Origin of the sequence: uncultured Arthrobacter sp. (genome assembly GCF_964021775.1) — a bacterium.
Taxonomy (GTDB): domain Bacteria; phylum Actinomycetota; class Actinomycetes; order Actinomycetales; family Micrococcaceae; genus Arthrobacter.
On sequence record NZ_CAXHZI010000010.1, the window covers coordinates 19,621 to 32,111 of the forward strand.

12 protein-coding genes and 1 riboswitch are annotated in these 12,491 nt (G+C 69.3%); of the genes, 9 read left to right on the forward strand and 3 right to left on the reverse strand.

Translation table 11 applies throughout. From position 1 onward, the window contains the following. Window positions 1-130 precede the first annotated feature (130 nt). Together rsrA and ABIN76_RS10465 are read right to left on the reverse strand one after the other, a co-directional pair. Window positions 131-397, reverse strand: coding sequence for a mycothiol system anti-sigma-R factor (rsrA, locus tag ABIN76_RS10460; RefSeq protein WP_346959654.1), 267 nt, complete (start codon window positions 395-397; stop codon window positions 131-133). Further along, window positions 394-1,218 (reverse strand): sigma-70 family RNA polymerase sigma factor, encoded by an 825-nt coding sequence (locus tag ABIN76_RS10465; protein WP_346959655.1) that lies wholly within the window; start codon window positions 1,216-1,218, stop codon window positions 394-396. The genes rsrA and ABIN76_RS10465 overlap by 4 nt, the downstream gene beginning before the upstream one ends. 283 nt (window positions 1,219-1,501) lie before the next feature. On the opposite strand from ABIN76_RS10465, the gene ABIN76_RS10470 reads away from it, so the two are divergent. The 9 genes from ABIN76_RS10470 (at window position 1,502) to ABIN76_RS10510 (ending at window position 10,940) form a co-directional block, all read left to right on the forward strand. Continuing rightward, complete coding sequence (locus ABIN76_RS10470; protein ID WP_346959656.1) at window positions 1,502-2,050, forward strand: DoxX family protein; 549 nt, start codon at window positions 1,502-1,504, stop codon at window positions 2,048-2,050. 7 nt (window positions 2,051-2,057) lie between these two features. Further along, entirely contained in the window at window positions 2,058-3,455 is a 1,398-nt protein-coding gene (gene aroA, locus ABIN76_RS10475; RefSeq protein ID WP_346959657.1) for a 3-phosphoshikimate 1-carboxyvinyltransferase, read from the forward strand. Next, the gene (locus ABIN76_RS10480) at window positions 3,439-4,554 is read left to right on the forward strand and encodes a ribosome small subunit-dependent GTPase A (RefSeq protein ID WP_346959658.1); all 1,116 of its coding nucleotides are present in this window, start codon (window positions 3,439-3,441) and stop codon (window positions 4,552-4,554) included. Before aroA ends, ABIN76_RS10480 begins: the two co-directional genes overlap by 17 nt. 81 nt (window positions 4,555-4,635) lie before the next feature. Then, entirely contained in the window at window positions 4,636-5,448 is an 813-nt protein-coding gene (hisN, locus tag ABIN76_RS10485) for a histidinol-phosphatase (RefSeq protein ID WP_346959659.1), read from the forward strand. 88 nt (window positions 5,449-5,536) lie between these two features. After that, a riboswitch (SAM riboswitch) is annotated at window positions 5,537-5,650 on the forward strand. Between the two features lie 34 nt (window positions 5,651-5,684). Next, on the forward strand, window positions 5,685-7,109 hold the full coding sequence (locus ABIN76_RS10490; protein WP_346959660.1) for an aminotransferase class V-fold PLP-dependent enzyme: 1,425 nt from the start codon (window positions 5,685-5,687) through the stop codon (window positions 7,107-7,109). Window positions 7,110-7,179: 70 nt separating this feature from the next. Next, entirely contained in the window at window positions 7,180-7,938 is a 759-nt protein-coding gene (locus ABIN76_RS10495; RefSeq protein WP_346959661.1) for a class I SAM-dependent methyltransferase, read from the forward strand. An 81-nt stretch (window positions 7,939-8,019) separates the two neighbouring features. Next, entirely contained in the window at window positions 8,020-9,327 is a 1,308-nt protein-coding gene (locus tag ABIN76_RS10500; protein WP_346959662.1) for an Nramp family divalent metal transporter, read from the forward strand. 10 nt (window positions 9,328-9,337) lie between these two features. Next, window positions 9,338-10,069, forward strand: coding sequence for a metal-dependent transcriptional regulator (locus ABIN76_RS10505; RefSeq protein WP_346959663.1), 732 nt, complete (start codon window positions 9,338-9,340; stop codon window positions 10,067-10,069). Next, window positions 10,062-10,940, forward strand: coding sequence for an aldo/keto reductase (locus ABIN76_RS10510; RefSeq protein ID WP_346959664.1), 879 nt, complete (start codon window positions 10,062-10,064; stop codon window positions 10,938-10,940). Before ABIN76_RS10505 ends, ABIN76_RS10510 begins: the two co-directional genes overlap by 8 nt. Window positions 10,941-10,978: 38 nt before the next feature. Here ABIN76_RS10510 and ABIN76_RS10515 read toward each other — a convergent pair whose 3' ends face one another. Beyond that, complete coding sequence (locus ABIN76_RS10515; RefSeq protein WP_346959665.1) at window positions 10,979-12,433, reverse strand: MFS transporter; 1,455 nt, start codon at window positions 12,431-12,433, stop codon at window positions 10,979-10,981. Window positions 12,434-12,491: the final 58 nt, after the last annotated feature.

Sequence of the window (12,491 nt, forward strand, 5' to 3'; positions counted from 1 at the left end):
GGATTGACAGCTTTAAGTGAAAGACCCCGGGAACCTCACGGTTCCCGGGGTCTTTCGCTGTGCTGCGTCTTGCTGTTCTGCGTCTTGCTGTGCTGGGTCTTGCTGTGCTGCGGCTTGCTGTGTGGGGCGCTCAGGCGTCGGCGTCGGCCGGGCGGATCGAGTGGATCCGGTCCAGGATGGAGTTCTTGAGGTTCTCCGGCGCGGCCTCGGTGCAGGAGCGCTTCACCATAACGCGGATGACGCATTCAAGGTCATACTGCTCGTGGCACTCCGGGCACTCGTCCAAGTGGTTCTTGATCTCGGCAATGTCGTCGTGCGTCAGGGCGCCGTCGAGGTACTCGTAGATGCGCTGCATCCGGGTGTCGTCGCAGTCGCCCAGTCCCTGGCAGTCGCTCATTTCCTGTTCTCCTGATTGTTGCTTTCGGCCGCTGCGGCGGGATCGCCCGCGGCCCTGAATCCCCGCTCGGCGGCATAGTCGGCCAGCATGTCCCGCAACATTCTCCGGCCGCGGTGCAGCCGGGACATAACGGTCCCGATCGGGGTGTTCATGATGTCTGAAATTTCCTTGTAGGCGAAGCCCTCCACGTCGGCGAAGTAGACAGCCAGCCGGAACTCCTCCGGGATCGACTGCAGGGCACGCTTCACGTCCGAATCCGGCAGGTGGTCCAGCGCTTCAGCCTCCGCCGAACGCAGCCCCGTCGAGGTGTGCGACTCGGCACGGGCCAGCTGCCAGTCCTCGATGGTGTCCGAGTTGGACTGCAACGGTTCGCGCTGGCGCTTGCGGTACAGGTTGATGTACGTGTTGGTGAGGATCCGGTACAGCCAGGCCTTGAGGTTAGTTCCGGGCTTGTACTGGTGGAAGGCGGAAAACGCTTTCGTGTACGCCTCCTGGACCAGGTCCTCGGCGTCCGCGGGATTCCGCGCCATCCGCATCGCCGCCGAGTACAGCTGGTCCACATACTGCATCGCATCACGCTCGAAGCGGACGCGGCGCTCGTCCGTGCTTTCGGCGTCCGTGTCCAAGGGCTGGCCGGTGCCGTCCGCCGCTACGGTTTCCACGGCTGTACGTTCTGCGATGGCGTCGTCCACGGCTGGCGTTTCCGCAGTACTACCGGCGGCGGTTGCCTTGGTGGGTTTGGCGTCGTCGTTTCCGGCAACCTCGTGCATGGCCGTAACGGCCGGATCCATGGTGCTCATTGCGTTCAAGTCTACTGTCACCTTCCGGCGGGTGCTTAAAGCTCCCGTCCGGGCCGCGGACCACGGGTCCGCGGTGGCTTCATCCAGCAGTCGGGATTCTTTAACCAGAACCAAACCTCCGCCTTCCTGCACTGGCCGAATGACCGGCTGTGCCGCTAGTTATTGCATTGGTTTTCCCGCCCCCATTTCGGCTGGAACCTGTCAGGCACAACCCCGCACAACGGGCAAATATTCCGCAAAAGTGCAAGACTAGAACCGGTTCTCCCGCACAGCGTCCGCGGTTCGTCCATCCAGGAGGAAATTCATGTCCTTTGTCCGCTTTCTCGCCCGCCCTATGCTCGCCTCCAGTTTCGTGCTCGCAGGCATGGACAAGCTGAAGAATGCGGATGACACTGCGACCCAGCTGTCTCCCCTGCTGCGCCGCGCCGCTGAGTCCCTCCCCTTCCAGACCAACGAGAAAGTCCTGGCCCGCGTCATCGGCGGCACCCAGGTGGGTGCCGGCGTCTGCCTGGCTCTCGGCAAGGCCTCCCGCCTGGCCGCCACCGTGCTGGCAGCTATCTCGGCCCTTAACGCTTACGTGGAATGGCGCAGCGCGGACATCTCCTCCAAGCAGGGCCGCGACGCCCGACGCAAGCAGTTGCTGAAGAACGTTTCCCTAACCGGCGGCGTCCTGCTGGCATCCGTGGACACCGCGGGCAAGCCGAGCCTGGCCTGGCGTGCCGAGCACCTCGCCGCGGACGCGCGCAAGACTACGGCCCACCTCGCCGCCGACGCACGCAAGACCACGGGCAAAAAGCTGAAGAAGGCTGACAAGGCGGTCCGCAAGGCCGTGGACCACGCCGCCGGAGCCTAAGACGGCAATGACTGGCACCACCCCCACCGCAGCAGCCACTTCCCTTCCGGCCGGCGGCGGTCCGCACTGGCGTGCGCCGTTCGCGGAGCGACCGGTCGACGCCACCGTTACGGTGCCCGGGTCGAAGTCCCTGACCAACCGGTACCTCGTCCTGGCCGCCCTCGCCGACGGCCCTTCGCGGCTGCGCACCCCGTTGCACTCCCGCGACTCGGCCCTGATGATCGAGGCGCTGCGGCAGCTGGGGGCCACCATCACCGAGGTGCCCGGCGACGGCGCCTACGGACCGGACCTGGACATCACGCCCATCCCCCTGGCTGCCGACGGTGATGCCGCAACGGGCGCCGCAATTGACTGCGGCCTGGCCGGCACGGTCATGCGCTTTGTCCCTCCGGTCGCCGCGCTGCGCCGCGGCGAGTCCCGCTTCGACGGCGATCCGCACGCACGCAAACGCCCGATGGGCACCATCATCGAGGCACTGACCGGACTCGGGGTGGCGGTCAGCGCACCCGAGGGCGGACCGACGTCGTCGTTGCCCTTCACCGTCCACGGCACCGGGGAAGTCCGCGGCGGCCACCTCGTCATCGACGCCAGCGCCTCGTCCCAGTTCGTCTCCGCCCTGCTGCTGGCCGGCGCGCGCTTCACCGAGGGACTCCACCTGGAACATGTGGGAAAACCGGTGCCCAGCCTGGACCACATCAGTATGACGGTCGCGGTGCTGCGCGGCGTCGGCGTGGCGGTCGATGACTCCGTGCCGAACCACTGGGTTGTCTCCCCCGGACCGATCCGCGCCTTCGACCAGCGGATCGAACAGGACCTCTCCAACGCCGGGCCCTTCCTCGCCGCGGCCCTCGCCACCCGCGGAACCGTCCGGATGCCCAACTGGCCGGCCGACACCACCCAGGTGGGAGACCTCTGGCGCACCATCCTCGCCACCATGGGGGCAAGCGTCAGTCTCGACGACGGCACACTGACCGTCACCGGCGGCCCGGAAATCAAGGGCGGCGACTTCGACGAGACCAGCGAGCTCGCGCCGACCGTCGCAGCGCTCTGCGCGCTGGCCAACGGACCCTCACGGCTCACCGGCATCGCGCACCTGCGCGGACACGAGACGGACCGGCTCGCCGCCCTGGTGGCCGAGATCAAAAGGCTCGGCGGTGACGCCGAAGAAACCGCCGACGGACTCATCATCCGCCCGGCCGCACTGCACGGCGGCGTCGTGCACAGCTACGCCGACCACCGCATGGCCACCGCCGGCGCCATCCTCGGCCTCGCCGTGCCCGGCGTGGAGGTCGAGGACATCGCCACAACGTCCAAAACCATGCCCGATTTCCCCCGGCTCTGGGACGCCATGCTGGCCCCGGGAGCCTCCGCCGGGAAGGACGCCGCCGGTGGCCCGCAGCACTGACTCCTGGGACGAATCCGACGTCCGGATCCGGCCGAATAAAAAGGGCACCCGGCCCCGCACCAAGGACCGGCCCAGCCACGACGACGCCGTCACCGGACGCATCATCACGGTTGACCGCGGACGTTACACCGCCGTCGTCGGTGAAGGCACCGGCACGGAACGCAAGATCATCGCGGCCCGTGCCCGCGAACTGCGCCGCAACCCCGTCGTAGCCGGGGACTTCGTCTCCCTCGTCGGGGACGTCAGCGGCGAGCCGGACACGCTGGCGCGGCTGGTCAAGATCCAAGACCGCCGCACCCTGCTGCGGCGCAGCGCGGACGACACGGACCCGATCGAACGCGCCGTCGTCGCCAACGCCGACCAGCTGGTCGTCGTCGTGGCCGCGGCGAACCCGGAACCGCGCACCGGGTTCATCGACCGGGCCCTGGTGGCCGCCTACGACGCCGGAATCGAGCCGCTGCTGCTGGTCACCAAGGCGGACGTCAAGGATCCCGCCGAACTGCTCGCCAACTACCAGCACCTCGACTTCCCGGTGATCATCTCCAAGACCGCGGATTCGGCAGCCTCCGGCATCGACGCCCGCTCCGATGACGGCCTCTCCGCCCGGCTGGACAAGACCGCCGTCTCGCAGCTGCGCGCCTACCTCGACGGAAAAGTCACCGTCATGCTGGGCCACTCCGGCGTCGGCAAATCCACCATGGTGAACGCGCTCACCGGCGCCGAACGCGCCACCGGCGGCGTGAACGCCGTCACCGGCCGCGGCCGCCACACCTCATCCTCCGCGCTGGCGCTGAAGGTCAACGATGCGCCCGCCGGCAGCTGGATCATCGACACCCCCGGCATCCGCTCCTTCGGCCTGGCCCACGTGGACCCGGACCGGATCCTGCGCTCCTTCCCGGACCTGGCGCCCGGCACCGAGGACTGCGAACGGGGCTGCAAGCACGACGCCTCCGCCGTCAACTGCGGGGTGGACGCCTGGGTGCAGGGCGGCCACGCCGGCCCGTCCGGCCCGGCCCGGCTCGCCTCGCTGCGCCGGCTGCTCGGCACCGACCCGCGGCTGGAAGCGCAGGACACCAAGGAACTCGGCAGCGTCTCCTAGCAGCGCCTCCCGAGCGGGTCTCCCGGCAGCGGGCGACGTGGCCTCCCGGCCTGCGGCGCGTTTTGGCGGTAGTTTGGAGGCATGAGTCAACCCGCTTCGAGCTACAACGATGACCTGCGCCTTGCCCATGTACTGGCAGATTCCGTAGATTCCCAGACCATGAACCGCTTCAAGGCGCTCGACCTTCGGATCGAGACGAAGCCGGACCTCACGCCCGTCACCGACGCGGACAAGGCCGCCGAGGAAGCCATCCGGGGGCAACTGTCCCGCTCCCGCCCCCGCGACGCCGTGCTCGGCGAGGAGTTCGGCAGCTCCGGCCACGGCTCCCGCCGCTGGATCATCGACCCAATCGACGGCACCAAGAACTTTGTCCGCGGCGTCCCAGTCTGGGCCACCCTGATCGCCCTGGTCGATGAAGGCGAGCCCGTGGTCGGCGTCGTCAGTGCCCCGGCCCTGGGCAAACGCTGGTGGGCGGCCAAGGGCGCCGGCGCCTACACGGGCCGCTCGCTGGCCGCCGCCAGCCGGCTGAAAGTCTCGAACGTCTCCCGGCTGGCCGACGCCTCGCTGTCCTACTCGAGCCTGGGCGGCTGGAAGCAGCGAGGCAACCTCGATGAGTTCCTTGGCCTCACCGAGGAGGTCTGGCGCACCCGCGCCTACGGCGACTTCTGGTCCTACTGCCTGGTGGCCGAAGGCGCCGTCGACATCGCCTGCGAGCCTGAACTCAACCTCTACGACATGGCGGCGCTGGTCCCGATCGTGACGGAAGCCGGCGGCCGCTTCACCTCGCTCGAGGGTGAGGACGGTCCCTTCGGCGGCAACGCCCTGGCCACCAACTCGATCCTGCACTCGGAGGTCCTCAAGCGCCTCAACCCCGGCCTGGATGACCTGCTCTAGCCGGCCCGCCCGCGGCAGTTCGTAACACAGCGCTTCATATTTCTGCCTCACTTTTCCGTCCGCCGGGCCATGTCCTAGGCTCGAAACAGGTCACGAGTGCCAGCGCTAAACCCCGGTTTGCTGGCCGGCAACCCTCCATTCGCGGCGGGGTGCCCCGGGTGACGACCTGGCCGGTCCGGAGCGGACCCGGCAAGCGCGGATCCCCTGTGAGCGGGGTCCTTTTTGAGCGAGGTCCCATGACGACTGCCACCATCCCCACCCACACCACCAGCACCGGCGCGGCCCTTTCCGAGGCACGCTTCGACGCCGCGCGCCGGCCGCTGTCCGCCGTCTCCGGCGCCGAGATCCAGGCCCCGCTGATCCAGGGCGGCCAGGTCCGCTACGCCAACCTTGACTACGGCGCCTCGGCCCCGGCGCTGTCCGTGGTGTCCGCCTACTTGAACGAGATCCTGCCCTACTACGCCAGCGTGCACCGCGGCGCCGGCTACGCCTCCCAGCTCAGCACCTCGGTGTACGAAAACGCCCGGAACATCGTCCGCGGGTTCGTCGGCGGACGCCCGGACGACTCGGTGATCTTCACCCGGAACACCACCGATTCGCTGAACCTGCTGGCCGGCTGCCTGCCCGTTGCCGGCGGCCAGCACACCGGCGAGGTGCTTTACCTCGACATTGAGCACCACGCCAACCTGCTGCCCTGGCAGAACGTCCCGCACCGCAGCGTCGTCGCGGCGCCCACCCTGGCCGGCACCCTGGCACGGCTCCGGGCGGAACTCACCCACGGCGACGTGAGCCTGCTGGCCGTGACCGGCGCATCCAACGTCACCGGCGAAATCCTGCCGATCCGTGAGCTGGCCGCCCTGGCGCACGAATTCGGCGCCCGGATCGCCGTGGACGCCGCCCAACTGGCCCCGCACCGCCGCATCAACATCGCCGCCGACGACGTCGATTACCTCGCCTTCTCCGGCCACAAGCTCTACGCCCCGTTCGGCGCCGGGGTGCTGGTGGGCCGGCCGGACTGGCTCGACGCCGGCACCCCGCACCTTGCCGGGGGCGGCGCCGTGCGGGATGCGCGGCTCGACACCGTCAGCTGGACCACCGGCCCGGCCCGCCACGAGGGCGGCTCCCCGAACGTCCTCGGCGCCGCCGCGCTGGCCCGCGCCGGCCAGGTGATCGAGTCGCTTGACGAACAGCAGTGGCACGCCCACGAGGACGCCATCCGCTCCTTCCTTGTGGAGGGCCTGCAGCGGATCGAGGGTGTGAGCGTGCACCACATCTTCGAAGACACCGCCCGCGGGGAGGGGCCCGGGACGATCGGCGTCGTGAACTTCTCGGTCGCCGGGTACGACGCCGGACTGGTCGCCGCCTACCTCTCCGCCGAACACGGCATCGGCCTGCGCGACGGCCGGTTCTGCGCCCATCCGCTGCTGAAGCGGCTGGGCCTGCCGGCCGGGTCGCTGCGCGCCAGCTTCGGCCTCGGCTCCCGGCTCGAGGACGCCCAGCGGCTGCTCGCCGGTCTCCAGGAGCTGCGGCGGGGCGGCCTTGGCTGGGACTACGTGGTGGACGCCGGCCGCTGGGTGCCGGCCAACGACGCGCGCAGCTACCCGCACTGGGCGCCGAACACGCCGGGCACCGCGGGCGCCGCCCCTTGCACCCTCGACTAGGGGCCCCGCCTCCGGCCGCGTGCGGTAAATTCGGAGGGTACTTACCTATTGCTGCCGAAGGAGATCGCACGTGGCATGCGGCGGCCCCAAACTCCACCACCACCGGCGGCAGGAGCTCGGCCAGAGCTTCCAGGACGGCGGCGAGCACTACGACCGGGTCCGGCCGGGCTACCCCGCGGACTCGGCCGACTGGCTGATCCCCGCCGGGGCCCGGGACGCCGCCGACCTGGGCGCCGGCACGGGCAAGTTCACGGCGCTCCTGGTCGAACGGGGACTGAAGACCGTGGCCGTGGACCCGTCCCCGGACATGCTGGAACAGCTGCGCCGCACGTTGCCGGACGTCACCGCCGTCGAGGGCACCGCCGAACACACGGGACTGGCGTCCGGGGCGTTCGACCTGGTCACGGTGGCCCAGGCCTGGCACTGGTGTGATCCCCTGCTGGCCAGCACCGAGGCTGCCCGGATCCTGCGCCCGCAGGGCATCCTCGGCCTGATCTGGAACCAACTCGACACCTCGGTCCCGTGGGTGCACCGGCTCTCGCGGATCATGCACGCCGGGGACGTCCACAAGCCCGACTTCAGACCGCCGCTGGGACCGGAATTCACCGGGTTGCAGAGCCACCTCACCCGTTGGGAGGATCCCGTCACCAGCCAGGACCTCATGGAACTGGCCAAGTCCCGCAGCTACTTCCTGCGGGCAGGCGAGGCCACCCGGGCCAAGGTCCTCGGCAACCTCGACTGGTACCTGCACGAGCACCTCGGGCACACTCCCGGCGAGCTCCTGCCGCTCCCCTACCTGACGCAAAGCTGGCGCGCCGCCCGGGCCTGAGGTTCCCGCATTGCGCTGGGGGCATGCCGCGCCTACTATTTCGGTGTGCCTAACTTTTGTGTGTAGGCACCCTGGAACTTCATGGGAGCCGCAGTGCTGGACGTCACCGGACACGAACCCCGCCCCGCGGGGCCGCCGCCCGCCCGCAGGGTCCGGGGCCGCCGCCGTGCCCTGCTGGGCCTGCTCGGCCCGGCGTTCGTGGCCGCCATCGCCTACGTGGATCCCGGCAACGTCGCCGCTAACCTCACGGCCGGGGCGCAGTACGGCTACCTGCTCGTCTGGGTCCTCGTCGCGGCCAACGTGATGGCGGTGCTGGTCCAGTACCAGTCCGCCAAACTCGGCATCGTCACCGGCAAAAGCCTTCCCGAGATCCTCGGCGAACGGCTCCGGCCGGTGTGGCGCCGTGCTTTCTGGGTCCAGGCCGAAATCGTGGCGGCGGCCACCGACCTCGCCGAGGTGGTGGGCGGCGCCGTCGCCCTGTACCTGTTGTTCGGCCTCCCCCTGCCCCTCGGCGCCGTGATCGTCGGCGGCATTTCCATGGCCCTGCTCGCCGTGCAGAGCCGGAACCAGCAGCGGCCGTTTGAGTTCGTCATTATCTTCCTGCTCGGCATCATCACCGTCGGCTTCCTGGCCGGACTGTTCATCAGCCCGCCCGATCCCGGCGGCGTGGTGGCCGGACTTGTGCCCGGCTTCCAGGGCCCGGACACGGTGCTGCTGGCCGCGAGCATGCTCGGCGCGACCGTGATGCCGCACGCCATCTACGTCCACTCCGCACTCTCCCGGGACCGGCACCGCCCGAACCCCCACCTCCTCGTCCCGCCGCACGCGATGGCGCGGCTGGTCAAGGCCACGCGCTGGGACGTCGTCGCGGCCCTGGCTGTGGCCGGTATCGTCAACATCGGCATGCTGCTGCTGGCCGCGTCCACGCTCGGCGGTGAGGAGGGAACGGACACCATCGAGGGCGCCCACGCTGCCATCACGGCCAACCTCGGCCCGGTGGTGGGTGTGGTGTTCGCCGTCGGCCTGCTCGCTTCCGGCCTGGCCTCCACCTCGGTGGGCTGCTATGCCGGCGGCACCATCATGCAGGGCCTGCTGAAGATCCGGATTCCGCTGATGACGCGCCGGGTGCTCACCCTGATCCCCGCGGTGGTCCTGCTGGCAGTGGGCTTCGACCCCACCTGGGGGCTCGTGCTCAGCCAGGTGGTGCTCAGCTTCGGGATCCCGTTCGTCCTGGTTCCGCTTGTGGTGCTGACCAGCAGCAAGTCTTTGATGGGCCGCTTCGCCGACGGGATGATCCTGCGCGTCGCCGCGATCGTCAGCGTGGTCCTGGTGGTGGCACTGAACCTGGTCCTGCTGTGGCTCACGTTCACCGGCGCCGCCGGACGGTAGGCTTGGGGCTGTGAAGACCAGCCCGCCCTCCTCCTCGATAGAGGATTACGTCAAGGTCATCTACTCCTTCACGGAGTGGCAGGACAAGCCGATCACCTCCACCCAGCTGGCCCAGCGCCTCGGCGTCGCCAATTCCTCCGTCTCTGAGATGGTCCGCAAGCTCAAGGATCAGGGCCTGGTGGACCACAAGCCGTACAGCGCCGTCACCCTGACCGAGGACGGCGTGCGGCTGGCCCTCTCGATGGTCCGCCGGCACCGCCTGATTGAGACCTTCCTGGTGCAGGAGCTCGGCTACCGCTGGGACGAGGTCCACGACGAGGCGGAGCTGCTGGAACACGCCGTCTCCGACACCTTCATCGAGCGGATGGCCGCCAAACTGGGCAACCCGGTCCGGGACCCGCACGGCGACCCGATTCCCGCCGCCGACGGCTCGGTCCTGATGCCGCCGGCCTACCGGCTGAGCGAGCTCGACGAGGGCCATACCGGCCGGATCACCCGGATCAGCGACGAGAACCCCGAGTTGCTGCGCTACCTCGCCGCCGAGCAGATCGACCTCGACGCCGACGTCGAGGTCCTGGGCAGGAAACCGTTCGGAGGCCCGCTCGTGGTCCGGATCGGCGCAGGGTCAGCGCTGCGCGACATCGACCTCGCCGACGAGGTGGCCTCCGCGCTCTGGGTGCACAGCGACGCCGCCCACTCCGGCTGCAGCGTCGCCGGCCAGGAGGAGCGAAAGAATGCTTGAGCAAAGAGCCTTTGGAAACACTGGAATCGAGGTCTCCATCGTGGGCCTCGGGGCCGGCCAGATCGGCGAAAGCGACGTCACCGAGGCCGAAGCCGCCGAGGTGCTCAACGGAGCGTTGGATCTGGGCGTCACGTTGATCGACACCGCCGCCAGTTACGGGTTGAGCGAAGAGCGGATCGGCCGGCACCTGGGCCACCGCAGGGATGAGTTCGTGCTCTCAACCAAGGGCGGGGCCGGGATCAACTGTCAACCAGACTGGTCGCCGGGCAGCGTGCTTGGGAGCATCGAACAGTCGCTGCGCTTGACCCGCTCGGAGCGGATCGACGTCTTTTACCTTCACTCCTGCCCGCTGGACATCCTGCAACGCGGTGACCTGCAGGACACCCTGGACCAGGCCGTGGCCGCCGGCAAGATCGGCGTCGCGGGCTACAGCGGAGACAACGAGCCGCTCGCCTACGCCGTCGATTCCGGCCGGTTCGGGGCGATCGAAACCAGCGTCAACATCGCCGACCAGTGGAATCTCCGGAACGTCCTCGGCCGGCGGTCCGACCTCGGGGTGATCGCCAAACGGCCGATTGCGAACGCGCCGTGGCGGTTCACCGAGCGGCCCACCGGGAACTATGCAGAACTCTATTGGGAACGGCTTCAGGCTCTGGGACTGGACCCGGACGGCCTGGATTGGGCCGAGTTCGCTTTGCGCTTCACGGTGTACGCGCCCGGGGTGCAGACCGCCATTGCCGGCACGGCCAAACTGGCCCACCTGCGCCGGAACATCGCGGCCGCCGCCCGCGGACCGCTTCCGGCCGCTGCCCTGGAAGGCATCGACCGCGCCTGGCGCGCCGCGGGCTCCGGATGGCCGGCGTCGACCTGACGGCCGGCGCCGCGTAGCCGCCAGCAGTTGTGCGGCGGCTACGCCGGCGCCTCCGCTCCCCCGGTGTCCCCCTCGTTTCCGTTGTCCCCGTCGTCCCGGTTGTCCCCACTGTCCCCACCGTCCCGTGGCGGGTTCCGGATCCCGACGGCGGACGCTGCGGCTCCGGCGATGAAGAGTGCCGCGGTGACGGCCGCCGTGCCGTGCAGACCCGCCGTCGTGATTACCGGACCGGTGATTAGCCCGGCGAAGGCGATGGCCACCAGCCCCGCGATGCGGGCGACGGCGTTGTTCACGGCCGAGCCGATGCCGGCTTCCGCGGGGTCCACGGCGCCCAAAATCGCTGCCGTCAGCGGCGCCACGGTCACGGCCAGGCCGATCCCGAAGACCACCAGCCCGGGGAAGACCTCGGCGAAATAGTCCAGCGGCAGGCCGACGCCCAGCAGCATCAGGAAACCCGCCGCGCATAGCAACGGCCCCGCCGTCATGAACCAGCGCGGGCCGTAGCGGCCGGAAAGTGTCCCCATGCGTGCCGACAGGAGCAGCAAAATCACGGTGGACGGTAGCAGGGCGAAGCCGGCGGCGGTGGCACCCAGGCCGGCCACCTGCTGCAGGAAAAGCCCCAGGACGAAAAATCCGAGGTTCAGCGCGCCGTAGATCACCGTGGTGGCGATGTTGCCCCAGCCGAAGTTGCGGATGGCGAACAGCCGTAACGGCATCATCGGGGCCGGGGTGCGCCGCTCGTGCAGCAGGAACCCGGTGAGACCGGCCACGCCCAGCACCAGCGGCAGCCAGACCTGGGGGGCGCCCCAGCCCAGGCTTCCGCGTTCGATGAAGGCGTAGACGACCCCGCCGAGGCCGACAATAGCCAGGACGGTCCCGGTGACGTCGATCGTGCTGCCGGGGGCCCGTTCCAGGTCCAGTTCACGCAGCCGGCGCAGCGCAGGCCAGACAGCTAACGCGGGGACGATGTTGAGGAAAAAGATCAGCCGCCAGGTGAACACGTCCACCGAAATCCCGCCCAGCACCGGGGCGGCGACGATGGCGCCGGAGGTCCATGCCGACCATTTGCCGATCGCGGCGGACTGGGCCGGGCCGCTGAAGACCGTCACAATCAGGGCCAGCGAACTGGGCACCAGGAGGGCACCCGCGACGCCCTGCAGGCCGCGCGCCAGGATCAGCGATTCACCGCTCCAGGCGAGGCCGCAGAGCACGGAGGTGGCGGTGAAACCGGCCAGGCCCCACTGCAGGACCCGCACCCTGCCGAACTGGTCCGAGAGGGAGCCGGCCACCAGGATCAGCGCTCCCAGGGTCAGCAGGTAGGCGTCCACCACCCATTGCTGGACCACCAGGCCGCCGCCGAGTTCCCGGTCGATCGCCGGGAGGGCAAGGTTGACCACCGAACCGTCCAGAAAGGCCATAAAGGACGCGATGATCGCCACGTACAGCACGCGCTTTTCAAGGCTGGACAAGGCTGCGGCGGGGGTGCCGGACATGGCTGTTGCCTTCCTCACTGCCTGCCTGACGGCGGGGCACCGGGTTTGGGATGAGCCT